This is a genomic window from Ornithinibacillus salinisoli (assembly GCF_042684965.1).
Lineage (GTDB): Bacteria > Bacillota > Bacilli > Bacillales > Amphibacillaceae > Ornithinibacillus > Ornithinibacillus salinisoli.
Genome location: NZ_JBHUMI010000014.1, coordinates 304,123 through 322,141, shown reverse-complemented (window position 1 = coordinate 322,141; position 18,019 = coordinate 304,123). Strand labels below are relative to the sequence as shown.

At 32.6% G+C, this 18,019-nt stretch carries 15 protein-coding genes and 1 pseudogene; 12 read left to right on the top strand and 4 right to left on the bottom strand.

What is annotated here, in order from left to right; all coding sequences use genetic code 11:
• Nucleotides 1-70: 70 nt before the first annotated feature.
• The 4 genes and pseudogenes from ACFSTA_RS08905 to ACFSTA_RS08890 all read left to right on the top strand — a co-directional run.
• Nucleotides 71-1,258, top strand: a pseudogene (locus tag ACFSTA_RS08905) (CDP-glycerol glycerophosphotransferase family protein); the annotation flags it as partial.
• A 92-nt stretch (nucleotides 1,259-1,350) separates the two neighbouring features.
• Complete coding sequence (locus ACFSTA_RS08900; RefSeq protein ID WP_377556263.1) at nucleotides 1,351-2,157, top strand: ABC transporter permease; 807 nt, start codon at nucleotides 1,351-1,353, stop codon at nucleotides 2,155-2,157.
• Nucleotides 2,120-3,004: a teichoic acids export ABC transporter ATP-binding subunit TagH gene (gene tagH / locus ACFSTA_RS08895; protein ID WP_449290219.1), complete on the top strand. Its 885-nt coding sequence runs from the start codon at nucleotides 2,120-2,122 to the stop codon at nucleotides 3,002-3,004. The genes ACFSTA_RS08900 and tagH overlap by 38 nt, the downstream gene beginning before the upstream one ends.
• 51 nt (nucleotides 3,005-3,055) lie before the next feature.
• Complete coding sequence (locus ACFSTA_RS08890) at nucleotides 3,056-3,796, top strand: WecB/TagA/CpsF family glycosyltransferase (RefSeq protein WP_377556262.1); 741 nt, start codon at nucleotides 3,056-3,058, stop codon at nucleotides 3,794-3,796.
• 32 nt (nucleotides 3,797-3,828) lie between these two features.
• Here ACFSTA_RS08890 and ACFSTA_RS08885 read toward each other — a convergent pair whose 3' ends face one another.
• Entirely contained in the window at nucleotides 3,829-4,884 is a 1,056-nt protein-coding gene (locus ACFSTA_RS08885) for an LCP family protein (protein WP_377556261.1), read from the bottom strand.
• Between the two features lie 529 nt (nucleotides 4,885-5,413).
• Nucleotides 5,414-5,560 carry a hypothetical protein gene (locus ACFSTA_RS08880; RefSeq protein ID WP_377556260.1) on the bottom strand — a complete coding sequence of 49 codons (147 nt, stop codon included), beginning with the start codon at nucleotides 5,558-5,560 and terminating at the stop codon, nucleotides 5,414-5,416.
• Between the two features lie 176 nt (nucleotides 5,561-5,736).
• On the opposite strand from ACFSTA_RS08880, the gene ACFSTA_RS08875 reads away from it, so the two are divergent.
• The 7 genes from ACFSTA_RS08875 (at nucleotide 5,737) to ACFSTA_RS08845 (ending at nucleotide 12,132) form a co-directional block, all read left to right on the top strand.
• A complete protein-coding gene (locus ACFSTA_RS08875; RefSeq protein WP_377556259.1) occupies nucleotides 5,737-8,103 on the top strand; it encodes a cell wall-binding repeat-containing protein in 2,367 nt (788 codons plus the stop codon).
• Nucleotides 8,104-8,296: 193 nt separating this feature from the next.
• Nucleotides 8,297-8,683 carry a cell wall-binding repeat-containing protein gene (locus ACFSTA_RS08870; RefSeq protein ID WP_377556258.1) on the top strand — a complete coding sequence of 129 codons (387 nt, stop codon included), beginning with the start codon at nucleotides 8,297-8,299 and terminating at the stop codon, nucleotides 8,681-8,683.
• Nucleotides 8,661-8,915, top strand: a complete 255-nt coding sequence (locus ACFSTA_RS08865; protein ID WP_377556257.1) for a cell wall-binding repeat-containing protein — start codon at nucleotides 8,661-8,663, stop codon at nucleotides 8,913-8,915. The genes ACFSTA_RS08870 and ACFSTA_RS08865 overlap by 23 nt, the downstream gene beginning before the upstream one ends.
• Before the next feature lie 200 nt (nucleotides 8,916-9,115).
• A complete protein-coding gene (locus ACFSTA_RS08860; protein ID WP_377556465.1) occupies nucleotides 9,116-9,334 on the top strand; it encodes a hypothetical protein in 219 nt (72 codons plus the stop codon).
• 158 nt (nucleotides 9,335-9,492) lie between these two features.
• Nucleotides 9,493-11,493 carry an acyltransferase family protein gene (locus tag ACFSTA_RS08855; RefSeq protein ID WP_377556256.1) on the top strand — a complete coding sequence of 667 codons (2,001 nt, stop codon included), beginning with the start codon at nucleotides 9,493-9,495 and terminating at the stop codon, nucleotides 11,491-11,493.
• A gap of 343 nt (nucleotides 11,494-11,836) precedes the next feature.
• A complete protein-coding gene (locus tag ACFSTA_RS08850; protein WP_377556255.1) occupies nucleotides 11,837-11,977 on the top strand; it encodes a hypothetical protein in 141 nt (46 codons plus the stop codon).
• Between the two features lie 14 nt (nucleotides 11,978-11,991).
• Nucleotides 11,992-12,132, top strand: a complete 141-nt coding sequence (locus tag ACFSTA_RS08845) for a hypothetical protein (protein ID WP_377556254.1) — start codon at nucleotides 11,992-11,994, stop codon at nucleotides 12,130-12,132.
• Between the two features lie 201 nt (nucleotides 12,133-12,333).
• On the opposite strand, the gene ACFSTA_RS08840 is transcribed toward ACFSTA_RS08845, so the two are convergent.
• Together ACFSTA_RS08840 and ACFSTA_RS08835 are read right to left on the bottom strand one after the other, a co-directional pair.
• Nucleotides 12,334-16,005 (bottom strand): M14 family zinc carboxypeptidase, encoded by a 3,672-nt coding sequence (locus ACFSTA_RS08840; RefSeq protein ID WP_377556253.1) that lies wholly within the window; start codon nucleotides 16,003-16,005, stop codon nucleotides 12,334-12,336.
• 199 nt (nucleotides 16,006-16,204) lie between these two features.
• Complete coding sequence (locus ACFSTA_RS08835) at nucleotides 16,205-16,981, bottom strand: sulfite exporter TauE/SafE family protein (RefSeq protein WP_377556252.1); 777 nt, start codon at nucleotides 16,979-16,981, stop codon at nucleotides 16,205-16,207.
• A gap of 265 nt (nucleotides 16,982-17,246) precedes the next feature.
• Here ACFSTA_RS08835 and ACFSTA_RS08830 point away from each other — a divergent pair, with 265 nt between their 5' ends.
• Complete coding sequence (locus ACFSTA_RS08830; protein ID WP_377556251.1) at nucleotides 17,247-18,014, top strand: GntR family transcriptional regulator; 768 nt, start codon at nucleotides 17,247-17,249, stop codon at nucleotides 18,012-18,014.
• Nucleotides 18,015-18,019: the final 5 nt, after the last annotated feature.

Below are 18,019 nucleotides of genomic sequence, written 5' to 3'. Positions count from 1 at the left end.
AAGTAGTGAAGGGAATTAAATTTATAATAGTAATATTAACTCGAGGTGAAATCAAAAATTGTCCATAAGGAAATATATAATTAAATTAAAAAGGAGTAGAGTTCTCCCTAAAATACTGTGGTTATTATTTTGGATGGCAGGAAAGCTACCCACTAGAAAAAATACTATTATTTTTGAAAGCTTTTCTGGTAAACAATTTAGTGATAATCCAAGAGCGATTTATGAATATATCAAAGAAAATCACCCTAGTTATAAAATGTATTGGAGTTTTCATAGTGATTTTTTAATTTCAAATAAAAATCATGAAGTAACATATTTAAAGAGATTAAGTTTGAAATGGATATTTGTTATGGCTACTGCAAAGTATTGGATTGTAAATAGTAGATTACCATTATGGATTCCTAAGCCAAAAAATACTATTTATATTCAAACCTGGCATGGGACTCCATTAAAAAAATTAGGATCTGATATCAAGGAAGTTCATATACCAGGAACAAATACAGAGACTTATAAGAGGGAATTTCATTTTGAGTCAAGTAAATGGGATTACTTAATCTCACCGAATAAGTATTCAACAGAAATTTTTAAACAAGCTTTTAATTTTGATAAGAAAGTAATTGAGTCTGGTTATCCAAGAAACGATGTACTATTAAATCGTAATACACCCCAGAATATTATAGAAATAAAGGAAAATTTAAATCTTCCTATAGATAAAAAAATAATTCTTTATGCTCCAACATGGCGTGATAATGATTATTATGAGATAGGAAAGTATAAGTTTAAGTTACAATTAGATTTACAGAAGTTAAGAAAAGAATTAGCAGAGGATTATATAATTGTTTTACGAATGCATTATCTCGTTTCAGAAAACCTAGATATTCGTGAATACAACGATTTTGCCTATGATTTTTCCAAATATGAAGATATCCGAGATTTATATTTAATTTCAGATATATTAATCACAGACTATTCTTCTGTATTTTTCGATTTTGCGAATTTAAAAAGACCAATGATTTTCTTTGTTTATGACATTAAAGAATATCGAGACGACTTACGAGGGTTTTATTTCGCTTTTGAAAAGAAAGCCCCAGGTCCTTTCGTCAAATCAACAGAAGAAGTTATAGAGGAAATTAGAAAAGTAGAGGAGTCTAATTACAAACCACCTAAAAAATATGAGGAGTTTTATCAACGCTTCTGTAACATAGACGATGGAAATGCTTCTAAAAGAGTGGTTGATAATGTATTCCATAAGCATTGAGCAATGTTTCAGGTATGTTATGATTAGATTAAAAATAGTATTTTTTGTTGTCTTAAAGGTAATTTTAGTAGAGTTATAGAGAGGATCTTAATATGAAGGCAGTTATAACTGTTTTAACCGAACAACTAAAACATTTTTATTTATTACGTAGACTATCGTTGTATGAGATTAAAAGCAAAAATAAAATGACTTACTTGGGAATAGCCTGGGAATTGATAAACCCTTCCATTCAGATAGCTATTTACTGGTTTATATTTGGTTATGGAATAAGAAGGGGACAGGAAGTTGATGGGGATCCATTTTTTCAATGGATGTTATCAGGAATCATCGTATGGTTTTTCTTTAATCCCGCCATTTTAGAGGGATCTAAGTCGATTTATCAACGGGTAAAGATGCTATCAAAAATGAATTTTCCGATGAGTTTAATACCAAATATTATCATTTATTCCAAGTTTTATTCGCATATTGGCTTAATTATACTCACCATAATTATATTGAATCTTACTGGTTATCCAATTAGCATATATTATTTACAGTTACCTATATATGTGTTTGCAACATATATATTTATATTTTCACTTTCCTTAATCACGTCTACTTTAAACACATTTATCCGTGATTTACAGATGTTACTCCAAGCCTTACTACGCATGATTTTGTATATGACACCCATATTATGGGCAACGTTCTCACTACCAAATTGGGTTCAGAATTTAATGAAAATCAATCCATTGTACTACCTAGTAGAAGGATATCGTTACTCATTACTGGGTAAGGAATGGTACTTTATTACGAATTGGCAGTATTCACTATACTTCTGGAGTGTTACAATAATACTATTAATTGTAGGCGCGAGGTTACATGTTCGATTTAGAAGAAGATTTATTGATTTTATCTAGAAACTATTCCTTAGCAATGGAAGGGAATTATATGAAAAAGACAATTGACCTATTAGACATTACAAAAAAACATAAATTATATACAAGTACATCACAAAAAGTGAAAGACATTTTTCTTCGTAAAAGTTTTGGAGAAGATTTTTATGCACTTCGAGGAGTTAACTTTGAAGCCTATAACGGAGAAGTTGTTGGGTTGGTAGGTGTGAATGGTGCTGGGAAATCAACGCTCTCGAATATAATTGCAGGAATCTTACCAGAAACTTCAGGAACCGTAAATGTGAAAGGCGATGTTGCTTTAATAGCGATTGCCTCTGGTTTAAAAGGGAATTTAACTGGAAGAGAAAACATAGAATTAAAATGTCTCATGCTAGGTTTTACAAAAGAAGAAATAAAAGCATTAGAACCGCAAATTATCGAATTTGCAGAGCTTGGTAAATTTATTGATCAGCCAATCAAATCCTACTCGACTGGAATGCGTTCTCGACTTGGTTTTGCAATATCTGTATCGATTGATCCAGATATTATTATCATTGATGAAGCGTTGGCAGTCGGAGATAAAGCCTTTAATGAAAAAGCATTTAATAAGGTAATGGAATTTAAAAAAAGAGGAAAAACCATTCTCTTCGTAAGTCATTCCATTAAATTAATGGAAAGATTTGCTGATAAAATACTTTGGCTTGAATATGGGCAGGTCAAGGATTACGGGTTAAGAGAAGATATTTTACCAAAATATGAAGCGTTTATTAAAAAATATAAGAAAATGTCCAAAGCTGAAAAGGAAAGCTATAAAGAAAAATCTTTACGACAACAATATGGGACGGACATGTTTGCAGAAACAAGTAAATAAAATGGGGGAGCTATGTCGATAAGACCAACATAGCTGAAAGGTTGTTTATCTATGACAAATATAAATAGAGAAAGTCATGTTTCTATTATGGATATATCTTTTATTAATACAACAAAAGATAAGTTACTGAACGAGCATTTGTATCCTAAGCTAAATAACGGGGAAAAATGCTTTATTGTTACTGCTAATCCCGAAATTGTCATAAAAACTAAAGAAAAACCAAATTATAAGAAAATCGTTCAATCTGCTGATATTGTTGTCCCTGATGGGGTTGGGATCGTGATTGCATCCAAACATAAAAAACAACCAATTCACAAACGCATCCCTGGTTTTGATCTAATGTTAGATTTATTATACTACGCGAATGAAGAACAATTGTCTGTGTATTTTTTAGGAGCTCAAGATGATATTAATGAAAAGGCAGTAAAAGAAGTGAAAAAGAGGTTCCCAAATGTTAAAATAGCTGGCTATCATCATGGATTTTTCAAAGGGCTAGAAGCAGAAATTGCAAAAGAAGTACAAAATGCCAATGCTGATTTAGTATTTGTGGCACTTGGATCTCCTCAACAGGAACAATGGATTTATAATAATATAAATCAATTTTCAAAAGGGCTATTTATGGGAGTTGGAGGGAGCTTCGATGTATTATCTGGTGAATCGAAACGAGCTCCCAAAACTTGGATCAAGCTTAATTTGGAATGGTTATATCGCTTATTAAAGCAACCATTTCGCTGGAAGCGAATCTTAAAAGTATTGGAATTTATGCTTCGAATATTTTTAAAGAAAGAATAGAAACGGATGAGAATATATTCCTCATCCGTTTTTTAATATAGTTTTTGGATTTGCCTGATATCATCTTCTATCTTTGAATTGTCTTTCAATCCTAAATGGTCTTTTAGTTCAACCTCTATATCATGTCTGTCTTGTTCATCAGCGACAAAGTACCACAAACCATCTTCCATAAAACCACCATTGCCTTCAAGATTAATAGTAGAAATAGATAAATTAGTGTTTAACCCATATGTAGAGAATGTCTTCATTTCATCAAATGCTAGATTTGTTGTCATGTTGTCCCCTACAGCTTCAATTATATCACCTAATTTAAACACGGTAGAAGTGGAGGCCGATTCTTTTAGTACTGTTTTAATGATTTCTTGTTGTCTTTTTCCACGTTCAATATCACTATCATATTTTCTCGTTCTTGCTAATGCAAGTGCTTCTTCACCATTAATTTTTTGATAGCCTGGTAATAAATGAATAGTATCTTTTTTATCATTTGAATCCATTTCATGTATTTCAAAAGGAACATTATAGTGAATACCACCTATCGAATCAATCACTTCAATAAAGGCCTCAAAGTTTAAGCGTACGAAATAATCAATAGGAATATTAAGAAACTCTTCAACCGTTTCAATTGCAGCCTTAGGACCACCATAAAAATGAGCATGATTTATTTTCGTATTGTATCCTACCTCTGGTACAAAAACATAGGAATCTCTAGGAATACTTAATAATTTGATATCTTTTTGTTGTTTATTAAAAGTGGCTACAATTAGCGTATCCGATCTACTCTGTTCTTCATATCCGCGATTCTCACTATCATCTACTCCGATAATTAGCATCGATACATTATCTTCCATTGGATCGACCGGCTCTTCGCGTAAATCAGAGGTTTCATTTTCTCTCCCTACATCTTCATAAGATTCTTCTACAGTTTTCTCGACTTTTGAATAGAGATGGAATCCATATAATAGAGCGGCAGCAATTAGAATTAAAGTAGGTAATACAATATACAAGATAATTATTTTCTTTTTGCTAGATTTACGTTTACTTCTATTTTCTGTTTTCTCTTCGTTTTTTTCTTGTTTGTTTATTGACATAAATATTCCCCTTAATAATAATCCTAATTTATAGTTTACTACTAAGGGGGATATACGTAAAATATTAGTTTATTATTTCTGGTATTACTAATTTAGAAGGCTATAGTTCCATTTCTTTTAGATACTTAATTTTATTACGGCAATAAAATTAAAGTTATTAACATTAAAAATACGAACAACATTAGAATCCCATTGTCACGATTTTCTTTTATTTTTTTCGATGTATTTAGTACGGATGAAAGCTTTAATTGAAAGTGATCTGTATGTACATTATTAACGAGTGGATTTTCATGTGACAGGTTTAACTGGTTGATTAAGTTTGCTTTACCTGCATTACTTTTAGTTTTCTTTCTTCGTTATCTTTTCATTGTTTGAATCTATTTTCCACATCTTTAATAAATCTTTCTTCTTTACTTTTCACCTGAATTATTTTCTGATATTTTGTCTTTAAATCATTTTCTCGGTGCTGATTTTTTCTTTTAGCATTTTATTCTTACTAGTATAGTTCCTTATCTAACTCATCGATTTCTCACTCTTTTTCTTTCTGCAATAAAATATGGTTATTAACAAGCTGTAAGACATCCGGCTTCACTAATGTCGATGAATTGGATATAGATTTATTAGAAGTTTGTGCGGGTATTCCATTAAAGAAATTACTGTTTATACTATTCGACATCTCATTAAACCTCCGGATAAACGTATGATTATACGTTATAAAATTTACAATTATTATTGCCTCTATGTAAAAATTTAAAACAGTAAATGAGATCACTCGTCTCTCATTGGGCATAAAAATAACAATCCCGATAACAATAAAACATACCAAACTCTAGTGGAAAGAGTTGATAAGTTATGTTTGAAATACAAAATCTTAAATTTAATCCTGAAACAAATACGTTAACGATCCAGCTTGACCCTAACTTAACTGAGTTTGCATTAGAATTAGGCGAACAATTAGATGCACATAAGAAAGACACATTAAGACAATTTGTCCGTAGAACTGTTAGAAATATGAAAGGAACCCATGTTAAAACTGTCAGAGTTATGGTTGGCTCTGTGTTGCTGACGACTTTATATTTTAACCCTTCTGAAGCGGATGCTGCTACAGACTTTAACATGGGTTATTTATATTATGGTTCTACTAGTTCACAGATTTCCTTTGTTGATCGAACAAATGGCGTGATTAATCATACATCGCCAAGCTATTTTGACATACATGCTGACGGTACATTAGATACCTCTAACTTAAGTCCCACCTTTATCAATGAAATGAAAAAACGTGGAGTAAAAGTAGTGCCGTTTTTAAGCAACCATTGGAATCGAGATGTTGGAAGAGCAGCATTAGCTAATCGTGAAGTATTGGCTCAACAAATTGCGGATACCATTGCTAAAAATGATCTTGATGGTGTCAATGTTGATATCGAAAATGTTTCAGACGTTGAAAGTGATAATTATACGGATCTTGTTCGATTATTGAGAGAGAAAATACCTACGGATAAAGAAGTTTCCGTAGCTGTTGCTGCGAATCCAAATGGATGGACGAAAGGCTGGCATGGTTCCTATGATTATAAGAAGCTTTCGGATTACTCGGACTATCTTATGATTATGGCTTATGATGAAAGTTGGGAAGGGAGTGACCCTGGGCCAGTTGCAAGTATTTCGTTTGTAGAAAGTTCAATTAAATATGCGCTTACTCAAGGAGTACCAAAAGAAAAAATAGTACTTGGACTTCCACATTATGGTAGAGTTTGGATGGAGGGACAAACATATGGAGGGACTGGAATTACGAATCAAAGGGTGCAAGAGCTAATTACAAAATATCAAAGTACGTTAACCTTTGATACGGTTAGTCAATCCCCGAAAGCGACTGTCACAATAAAGTCTAGCGATCCCGTATATTATATCAATGGGAAAGCATTGAAGCCCGGTGTCTATACGATTTGGTATGAAAACGAACAATCGATTAAGGAAAAAGTGAACCTAGTCGATAAGTATGGGTTGAAAGGAACCGGGAACTGGGCCTTAGGGCAAGAAAATACATCCCTTTGGGGTGACTTTAAAACATGGATTCCTTCACAGACACAAATTGTTGCTGAACAAGTTACAAATGGAATGGTTGGTTTAACAACTACAAATGTAAATTTACGAGCATCCGCTTCAACTACCAGCTCGATATTGAAAAAGATACCAAGCGGAGCTTCTATAGAAATTACTGGTTCCATGATCAGCGATGAGACCTATCAATGGTTTCCTGTTAAGCTTAGTGATGGGACAACCGGCTTTATTGCATCCAATTATTTAAAAGCTATTCAAGCAAATGAAATGCATGGTGACAATCGATATCAGACAAGTGTTGCTATCTCTCAAAAAGGGTGGGAAGATACCAGTGATTACGTCGTGTTAGGTCGCGGTGATAATCCCATTGATGCTCTTACAGGTAGTGTATTAGCGAAAAAGTATCATTCGCCATTACTTCTTACAAAAACGAATTCTCTTCCTTCTGAAGCAAGTAAGGAAATTGATAGACTACAACCGAAAAATGTAATCATTCTTGGTGGAGAAGCCGCTATTTCAAAAGTAGTGGAAAAATCATTGGAGAATAAAGGAATTAATGTACAACGTATCAGTGGGGAAAACAGGTATGCTACAGCTACAAAGATTGCTGCAGAGGTTGGAACTTCAAACGAGATTATTCTGACCACAGGTGAAAATTCGCCTGACCCACTTTCCATTGCTCCTTATGCCGGAATGAAACAAATTCCGATTGTACTAACGAAGCCAAATGGACTATCTCCGGAAGTTTCGGAAATGGTTAAAAGCAATGGTATAAGTAAGGTGACGATTATAGGTGGAGAAACTGCCGTTTCTCCCGAAGTAGAGCAGCAATTAAAGCAACTAGGTGTTATTGTAAACCGAATATCTGGCTCGAATAGATATGCAACAAGTGTTGAAATAGCAAAAACGTATCAATCAGAATTTAACTTGGATAATGTCTATTTTTCTAGTGGTGTGAGTTACGTGGACGCCTTATCTGGGTCCCCATTAGCTGCAATGCAAGGAGCGCCTATTATTTTGTTAAATAAAGATACTATTCCTAATACTGTATCCGATTGGATTACCAATCAGGTTGATACGCAACATACTACAGTGAATTATTTAGGGGGATACCAAACCATTACTAAAAATAATCGCTTAAATGTGTTTAGACAAATGCAATAATTGTAGGTGAAATGGATGGTGCGAAAAGTTATATTTCCACTAGCATTATTAGGTATTTTTCTTATTAGTTTACTATTCCTTCAGGAAAAAGAAAATGATAGCATAAAGTAGACATTTTAAATACTGTTCATAATAATTTGTATGAAGCGATAAGTGGTACTTTAATGGCCGTCAGCCCCATAGGTAGAGGTGAATGTTTCATTATTGCCCCAAGACTGATATTAGTCTGGTACGGAAATTACTTCACCAGAATGGAACTGACTTAGGTGAAGTAGGTAGGGATACATATTTCGGATTTGGTCTTATTCAGTCAAGTAACGGAATATTTCTTCATGGTAGTAATCGATATGAAACAAGTATTGTTATAGCACAGCCCGGCTTGCCTTCCGAAGTAGAAAACGTTGTATTAGGGCGTGGTGATCTACTAGTTGATGCATTAACTGGTGCATTATTGGCTAAAAAGTATATCTCTCCATTATTAGTAACGAAGTCAAGTGTTTCACCTGAGGTAGTTGGACAAGAAATGGAACGGCTAAAACCTACCAATATTGTTATAATTGGGGGAATGTGCGATTTCTAACAATATATACAAGCAACTTATCCAAAAGGGATATAAGGTAACCAGGATAGTTGGAAATAACCGCTATGATACATCTGTACAAGTGGCAGAGCAAATTAGTAGTAACAATCAAATATTTTTAACTACTGGCGCGGATAGTCCAGATCCATTATCCATAGCACCATATGCTGGAAAAATGCAAATTCCAATTTTACTGTCTAATAATAGTGAATTACCTAGTGAAGTTTTATAGTATATAATAAAGAAAGGTATTTAAGAAGTAACAATAATAGGCGGTTAAACCTTATTATTATCAAATGAACTTCGTAAAGTATTAAGTAAGATAAGGGTTAGTTGTATTAATCGTAGTTCAGGTGATAGTTGTTACTAAACAGGGGTTAAAATTGTAGAAAAGTATATTTTGACTTTAGTAAAGTTTACTTTTCTAGTGATATAAGCTACGTTGATGCATTATGTGGTGCTCCTTTGGCTGCATTATATAATAGTTCACTTTTATTAACACATCGTGATTATCTACCTATAAGTGAAGCTAATTCGTTGGTTAGAAATAGACATCCAAACTTTTTTGAAGGCTATATCGTAATTGGGATAACCCCAAGATCGATCATTCAACGTTACTATAATTCAAAAGAGTGTTCATTTTATAATTAAAGTGCGCTTCTTTTTACTAGCTGAAGAAGTTTATCCTAGATAAAAAATAGAAATTGAAAAAATGTAAGGTTGATAACAAAATCATATTATAATAGAATGAAAGAATTAGTTATTAAACATTTGTTCGTAAAAGGATTATAACAAAAGAGGTGGAGAAAATGACTGATTTGAAGGTAACAGAAAAAAGATTCCGACCTGAAATAGAAGGGGTGCGAGTAGTTGCAGCTTTTTTAGTAGCGATATACCATATTTGGTTAGGAGCTGTTTCTGGTGGAGTAGATGTCTTCTTTATAGTTTCTGGTTATTTAATTACTGTATCTTTGTTAACGAAGATGGAAAGGTATGGAAAATTTAATTATTTTGATTACTTATTAGGTTTGGCAAGGAGATTATTTCCACTTTCTTTCACTGTCCTCTTTTTTACTGGCCTATTTTCTATTATAATTATGCCTCAACTACAGTGGAAGCAAATAATATCTGAAATTTTTTCCTCTGCTTTTTACTTTCAAAATTGGCAGTTGGCTACAAATGCTATTGATTATCTTGCACAAAATAATGATGCTAGCCCCCTACAACATTTCTGGGCACTTTCAATTCAAGGGCAATTTTATGTAACATGGCCATTAGTAATATTTACTGCGTATCTTATCGCAAAAAAAATCTTGAAAACACCGACTAGGAAAACACTCCTAGTTATTCTAAGTACTATGTTTCTGATTTCTATTGGATACTCTATTTATATTACTGATAATAATCAGCCTTGGGCTTATTTCGACACATTTGCTCGCGTTTGGGAATTTAGCTTAGGTGGTATAATAGCGTTATTGCTTCCATATTTAAGGATGAAAAAAACAATAAGTTTAATAATTGGATGGTTAGGTTTAAGTATCATATGTTTTACAGGAATTATTTTACCAGTATCCAATGTTTTCCCAGGATATGTCGCATTATTGCCAACCACTGGTGTAATTTTAGTCATTATAGCAGCTGAGAACGGAAGCAAGTTTGGTGTGGATAAATTATTAGGAACTAAACCATTTTTATATTTAGGGAATATATCATATGGTTTTTATTTATGGCACTGGCCGCTTTTAATTTTTTATTATGCTTACTTTGGTACAGATACTGTTTCTATTACTGATGGCATGTTAATAATGTTGCTCACTTTAATTCTATCAATAATTTCAGTGAAGGTAATTGAAACTCCAATAAGAAAAATAAACATAAAACAATCAAGAATGAAGTTAGCTGTAATCCTAGCAATAATCATTATCCCTGCACTTTCCTTAAATACTTCATGGGGGTTATATGCTAATGCAAATCAAGGCAAGTATACAGAAGTATTCAACATGGAAGATTATCCAGGTGCGTTTGTCGTCGAAGAAGACATTAAACCTAATCCAAATAAAGAACCGATATTAATGGAAGCAAATGCAACTAGTGCATTACCTGAATTTTATTCATCTAGTTCCTGTTATGCTAATAACCGTGAAGAAACGGAAGTGGAGATTTGTTCCTTTGGTGAAACCGAAAGTCCCGATTATACTATTGCGCTCGTAGGTGGTTCTCATTCTGGTCATTGGTTCCCTGCACTGATTGAATTGTCGGAAAAGTTGAAATTGAAAATTGACATTTATAATAAAGATGGTTGTCGATTTACTGATGATGATTTTAACGGACAAATGACTGACGAATGTATGGAATGGAATAAAAATGTAATTCAACCATTAATGGATAATGCACCGGATATTATTTTCACTACTGCAAATGTTAACAATGGGAGTACAGTTCCCATAGGCTATATTAACCAATGGAAAAAGTTTGAAGGGGTAACTGAGATATTTGCTATACGTGATAATCCAAGAATGAAAGAGAAAATACCAGTGTGTTTAGAAACAAAAAGTCCAGATGAGTGTTCCGTTCCAAGGGAGGATGCATTATCAGATATTCCACCGTGGGAAAATACTGAAGGTATACCAAACAATGTGACTTTCGCAGATTTATCGGATTATTTTTGTGATGATAATACCTGCAAACCAATTATTGGTAACGTTATTGTATACAGAGATCAGCATCATCTCACCAATCTGTTTGTTAAGACCTTGGCGCCTGCTCTAGAGGAACACATCATAAAAGCACTAGATAAAATAAAAGAATGATAGAATGCAATATCTATACTATTGATCTATAACCATTGGTAGATAATGAGAAAGTTAACATCTATCTGATAAATAGAAGCAACCTTTTTGGACCTTATTGGAGCTATATCAGTAAACTTTAAATTTAATTATTTCTTGATGCACCCGTGCCCTATAGTGCAAAATTACAACCGCCAGTTCTACCGGCGGTTGTGTAATGTATATTACATTTCCCCTACAAAAATTTACAAATCTCCAAAAAATATATTTCCATATATAAATTTATGATATAATACACTCTAATGTAAAATTAGCTTTTAAACTTCATTTTATATTATAACTTCATATAAATTAGGTGATTCATTTGAAAGAATTTGACCAGCTACCAAAGTCAATAAAAAAAGCTGTGAGATATATAAAACAGGATGCGCCAGAAGATCAATTAAAGCTTATTCAAAAAATGATTGAAAATGCCTTTGAATATAGAGATAAGCAGACGGATTAAAGGAGTTACTATATATGGAAACGAAAATAAAAGAAACGAAACAATTAGAAATATTGTTGCAGGAAGCATATGAAAAAGGATATGAAGGAGCAACGCTTCAAGAGTTGTTAGAGCAAATGAAGAGTGGTTTGAAGCGTATAACCCAGATGAAATAGAGTAGTATTGTTAATCTTAATCCGGAAAGAAGGTCTTCTTACATCCCTCTTATGTATTCGTATGTTTTTTCTTTAAATTCATAAAAGTCTGAATTCTATATAGTTGAACTGAAAGATAGATAATAGTTAACCTAGTATAATAGTATTTCTTTCTAATAAAAAAAGTATCTAACCGTAGTTAGATACTTTCTTATTTTATCTTTATCTATTTCTAGCTTCATCAGCAATAAGTAATCCAATTGTATCATTCTTTTTCCATATAGAGTTAAAGTAAGAAACTGGCACAGGTCGGTTACCTACATATGGTGAGATCTCTGGTGTTAATACGGGACGTCCTAATATTTGCTGCGACCAGTCTGCTCTTCGTCCACCTCCTGGGATTCCTCTTGTATAATATAAAGGATAACCTGTTTTGGTACTTACTTGTTGTGCAATTCGCTTACTGATTGCAAGTAGTGAATTGTTTATTCCGAGTAAATCGTCTCCAAAATATAGGATCTCTCCTGAAGAGTGATAATCAACTTCGGTTTTAAAGTTATGAGCTATTGTGAATTCATATAGTGCTTTTGATTCTGGTTCTGACAATGGATTATAGCCTTTAAAATTGGTCGGTGACGGTTTACCAGGGTTATTTTGAACATAATTCCAATTAGTAGGGAAATTTCTATTTAAATCTACCCCTCGGATATTAGCTTTCCATCCACTAAAATCAGTACTTCCATTGTTCATTCGAATTACTTCTGCTTTATTGCTAGCGCTGGATGCACCGAATTGTACCAAGGAAACACCATCAGGGTTTACCATCGGTACAAACCAGATTGAAACGTCATCTAAAATACTTTTGGTATTATAAGATCCAAATTTATTTCCCTTTGCGTATGAATAAGCATACTCATCAATCATTTTCATTAATACATTTGTTGTCATATGCTCTCGTGCATGCTGAGAAGCATTAAGAAACACTTCTTTTTTTCCAAAACCTAGTTTAACTGCATATAAGTTGCGTCCTTCTACAGACTTACCAATTATTTCGGATTTTACGAGATAAGGATATTGATCTTCCAGTTTTTTTATGTCCTTTATCATTTGATTATAAGAATACTTAGAGACATTTCCGTTTACAACTTTAGACAAGATATATATTCCTTTACCGCTTCTAGCCAATCGTAAAAAGTTATTAGCTTTTTGTTTAATACTATTATATACCCCTGTTGAGTTAATTAATTTGTTATATCTATCTATAGCCGTACTATAATTTCCACTTTGTTGTTTTTTAGCAGCCCAGTCTAATAATAATTGAGCACTGCTATTTAACCCATTTTTAATTCGCTTATCTCGTGGATATAATAAATAACCATGATTATAGATATCCAGTTTTTCTGAAATTTTATTTGCATGATTCGCCTGTGCAATAATATCTAATTCTGAAGGTAGTTGTTTCCCTTTTTCAACATATTCGATTTTCATTTCTATCTCTTTAATAAGGATACTTTTTAAGATAGGAGAACTAAGAATCTTTTCATACCTGCTCAAAGAAGTTTCTAGATTACCTTTTTGATGTTGGTTAGTCGCCCAGTCCAGTAAGGAAATTGCACTTGTATGAATAAAGTCTTCGAATTGCTTACTCCTTGGATATAATTCATAACCCTTAATAGATATTTCTAATTTCTCTGAAGCTTTATTTTTGTTATCTATTTGTGTAATCAAATCTTTTTCTGTAGGAAGTGTTTTGTTTTCCGAAGCATAAGCTAACTTATTCTCGGTTTCTTTTACTATACTATTTATTAATTTTGGTGATTTAATAATGGCTTCATAACGATTTTTTGCTATATCAATGATTCCTAGTTGATGTTGTTTTGTAGTCCAATCCAATAAGATAAGTGCACTATTATTAATAGCTTCTATAAATTTTTTATTTCTTGGATAGATTTCGTAACTATCAATTGATAGTTCTAATTTTTCAGAAGCTTTATTAGAATCTTCTATTTTCATTAACAGTTTGTTTTCTTTAGGTAAGATTTTGTCATCTAGTGTAAATTGAAGCTTCTTTTCCACTTCAGGTATTAAATCATCTAACATTGGAACATCAAGTAATCTTTCATAGCGGGTTCTAGCTGTTGCAATATTTCCTATTTGGTGTTGGTTAGTAGCCCAATCTAACAAGTTAATGGCACTGGCATGAACAAGTTCTCCAAATTTCTTATTTCTCGGATAAATCTTATTACTTTCTATCGATAGACTTAACTTTCTTGAAGCACTGCCTTCAGTTAATATTTGTTCAATTAATCGTTCTTCAGTTGGTAAAACATTTCCTTCAAGTGCAAATTCTAATTTTCTAATTGTTTCTTGCTTTAGGATATCTTCTAATATAGGTGATTGTAATAATCTTTCATACCGGACTTTAGCTGTTATAATATTTCCTGTTTGATGTTGATTTGTAGCCCAATCTAATAATAGAATTACACTGTTGGATAGACCATCTTTTATTAAAGAATCCTCTGGATATAGTTCATATCCTTCTACAAATAACGCAAACTTCTCAGATGCTTTTAATGAACTATCAGCTAATTTATATAACTGCTTAGCAGTTAGTTGGTTTTCTAATGCACGGTCAAGGTTGTCCTCGGTTTCTTGCTGAATTTTTTCTTTTAAAACAGGCACATTTAGTATACTTTCATAACGATCAATTGCAACGTCATAATTTCTAAGTTGATGCTGTTTGTCTGCCCAATTAAATAGTAACTGAGCACTGATATTTAGCCCCTCAACTATTTGAATATTATGTGGATATAATTTATAGCCCTGCAAATAGGTATTTAATTTGCCAGAAGCTCTATTATTCTTATTTGCTTTATCAATGATGTTGTCAATTGTAGGGAGTACGTCACCTCTTAAGGCGAACTCTAATTTGTTTTCTGTCATTTCTTTAACATTAGGTTCTAATAGCGGAATATCTAATATTACCTCGTAACGTTCTTGTGCTGAATCAACGTTTCCTTTAAGGTGTTGACTTGTTGCCCAGTTTAATAGTGATAGTGTACTTTGTTGTAATCCTTCATTTATTAGTTCATTATCTGGGTATAAGCTATATCCCTCTAAGAAAATATTTAGAATTTCTGAGACCTTATTTGATTGTTTAGCAAGTACGTCATAGTGATTTGGTGCTAGTTGATTCTCTATGGCATACTCAAGATATTTCTTAGTTAATTGTCGTATTGCTGCATCTGAAACGGGAGCATCTAAAATAGCTTCATAACGTGTTTTTGCGGTATTATATTTTTTTAACTGATGTTGTCTATCTGCCCAATTAAATAGCATGCGAGCACTATTATTAACCCAAATTTCTAGTTGTTCACTTCCTGGGTATAAGGAATAACCTTCAGAAAATATTTGTAATTTTCCAGATGCAGTACTATTGGTATTAGCGGCATTAATAATTTCATTTTCAGTAGGAAGTTTTTTTCCTTTTTCGATATAATCTAATTTTTTTTGAGTTTCTTTGATTAATTGTTCAATTAATTTTGGTGCATTAAGAATGCGATTATATCGTAATTCAGCAACCGCTAATTCTCCGTTTTGATGTTGCCTAATAGCCCAATTTAATAGTAACCTTGCACTTGTATTTATACCATCTACAAATCTATCATCCGATGGATAATGGGTATAACCTTCTATAAAAGCATCTAGTAGTGAGAATGCTGTAGTTTGTGAGTTGGCATATTCCAACCACTCATCTGCTGTAAGTATTTCTTCGTCATTAGACTGCTTTGAGCTGTTTACTTCATCCATATTATCACTAGCTTCTTCGCCATATATTGTATTTGGATATGTAAGTATAGTTACTAATAATAATAAAAATAATAGTTTTTTCAAAAACGTTCCCCCTTTTGTATTAAAATATTGTAAAAATTCACAGGGTATTATTATATCAATATTATTACAATTATTAAAGAGCAAAAAACTATTTAATAGTACTATATTCCTATATTCATAGGTTCGTAGAAACATATTTAGAGGAAGCTTCGGAACAACTATATTTTATAATTCTAAAAGCTATAGCGAATAAGAGGAATCATTGAAAATACATCCTAACCCCAATAATAATAAGAACAAATGACAACATCTGAACAATGACCTTACTAGGAATTTTTTGAGCTAGTTTAACCCCAACCTGTGATCCAATAATTACCCCAAATCCTCCCCAAATGACAGTTAACCAATCGATATTGCTATAAAATAGCTGAGAAGCTACACCAACTGATGAATATATACATAAAGCAAATATAGATGTTGCAGTAGCATTGTGAGTAGGGACATGAAATAAATAGATTAATATTGGAACTAAAATCCATCCCCCGCCTATTCCTAAATAACTAGAAAGTATTCCCATAAAAAAACCAAGTATTAATAACCATTTAAACTTCCTATTACTTTCTTTAAATAATGAAACTTTATTTTCCCCAATTTTTTGTTTGGAAGATGGTAAGCTCTTCGTTAATAGAAAAACTCCTAAAACTAATAATACAGAGGCAAATACGATATAAAATGACTGTGAAGAATATAATTGCAATAACCAAACACCAATTAAAGAGCCTGGTATTGCGCCCACTCCAATTGCAATACCCACTCTAAATTGAATTTTCTTTTGTTTAACATAACCAAAAACTCCTGAAATAGAGTTAATCAACACGATTACTAACCCCGAACCTGCTGCAACAGCCGGCTCCATATTTAAAATTAATAGTAATGCCGGTACAAATATGAAACCGCCACCAGCACCGATAATTGTTCCATAACATCCTGCAGTAATACCCAAAATAAGAAGTATTAGTACGAATGATATATCCATTTGAATCTCCTCCATAGATTTAAATTAACAGGGGAGAAATGACACTGTAAATATAAATAAAGTTATATGGTATAACCAATGATAATAATTGCCCAAATAACGGAGAGGCTCATACTTCATAACTGTTATGAATAAGGTATAAATATTTTTTATAGTGAAAATAGTAAAAATTTATTGAAACGCTTTCATAAGTTGTTATAATAATAATACAAATATTAATACAAATATTTTTCAGATAATAATTCATGAAGAAAGCGGAGATTAAATGGAAAGTAAGTTAGGCATTTTCGATCAAACAATTGATAACGGTAGCGGTGTTCCACTTCATTTACAAGTGAGGGACATTTTAAGAAAAGAACTACTTGAAAGAAAGTTAGTTGATGAAAGCGGGAAAATTGCTACAGAGCATGAATTAATGAAGCGTTTTGGAGTCAGTCGAGTAACGATAAGAACAGCCCTTAAACTACTAGTGGAGGAAGGTATTATCGTTCGGGAAAGAGGAAGAGGTACATTTCTTCGTACAAACCACCCAGAAAACTGGTCTGGTAGATTGAAAGGGTTTACAGAAATTATTAAGGAATCGGGTTTTCAACCAGGAGCTAAAATATTGGAAAAAGGTTTTATTACGAATAGTGATGAAAATTCTATCTATACGGATAAATTGCATACAGATCATGCTTGGCAACTAAAGCGATTACGTTATGCTGATGAACATCCTGCAGCAATTGAACATGCTTATTATCCAGAAGAATATGCAGCAAATTTACAAGATCAAGATTTAAAATCCATTGCAATATATAAACATTTTGAAGAAGAATTAAATGTATATCTAAAAGAAGCAAAGCAAGTGATAAGCGCTGTGAATGCGGATGCGGACACAGCAAAATTATTGCAAGTAAAGGAGGGAGAAGCGCTTTTATATATAGAACGAATTACGTATTCCTCGAATTCGGAGCCAATCGAATTTTTAAAGGCAATATATTTACCAGTCTATTTTCAATACTTAATAAAACTATCTAGAAGTGGTATTTAATTAGA

What these genes read in the sequence shown, in the direction of transcription:
- ACFSTA_RS08875 (WP_377556259.1), top strand. Translation starts at nt 5,737, where the DNA reads ATGTTTGAAATACAAAATCTTAAATTTAATCCTGAAACAAATACGTTA.
- ACFSTA_RS08845 (WP_377556254.1), top strand. Translation starts at nt 11,992, where the DNA reads ATGGAAACGAAAATAAAAGAAACGAAACAATTAGAAATATTGTTGCAG.
- ACFSTA_RS08880 (WP_377556260.1), bottom strand. Translation starts at nt 5,560, where the DNA reads ATGTCGAATAGTATAAACAGTAATTTCTTTAATGGAATACCCGCACAA.
- ACFSTA_RS08870 (WP_377556258.1), top strand. Translation starts at nt 8,297, where the DNA reads ATGTTTCATTATTGCCCCAAGACTGATATTAGTCTGGTACGGAAATTA.
- ACFSTA_RS08835 (WP_377556252.1), bottom strand. Translation starts at nt 16,981, where the DNA reads ATGGATATATCATTCGTACTAATACTTCTTATTTTGGGTATTACTGCA.
- ACFSTA_RS08885 (WP_377556261.1), bottom strand. Translation starts at nt 4,884, where the DNA reads ATGTCAATAAACAAACAAGAAAAAAACGAAGAGAAAACAGAAAATAGA.
- ACFSTA_RS08830 (WP_377556251.1), top strand. Translation starts at nt 17,247, where the DNA reads ATGGAAAGTAAGTTAGGCATTTTCGATCAAACAATTGATAACGGTAGC.
- ACFSTA_RS08900 (WP_377556263.1), top strand. Translation starts at nt 1,351, where the DNA reads ATGAAGGCAGTTATAACTGTTTTAACCGAACAACTAAAACATTTTTAT.
- ACFSTA_RS08890 (WP_377556262.1), top strand. Translation starts at nt 3,056, where the DNA reads ATGACAAATATAAATAGAGAAAGTCATGTTTCTATTATGGATATATCT.
- tagH (WP_449290219.1), top strand. Translation starts at nt 2,120, where the DNA reads ATGTTCGATTTAGAAGAAGATTTATTGATTTTATCTAGAAACTATTCC.
- ACFSTA_RS08855 (WP_377556256.1), top strand. Translation starts at nt 9,493, where the DNA reads ATGACTGATTTGAAGGTAACAGAAAAAAGATTCCGACCTGAAATAGAA.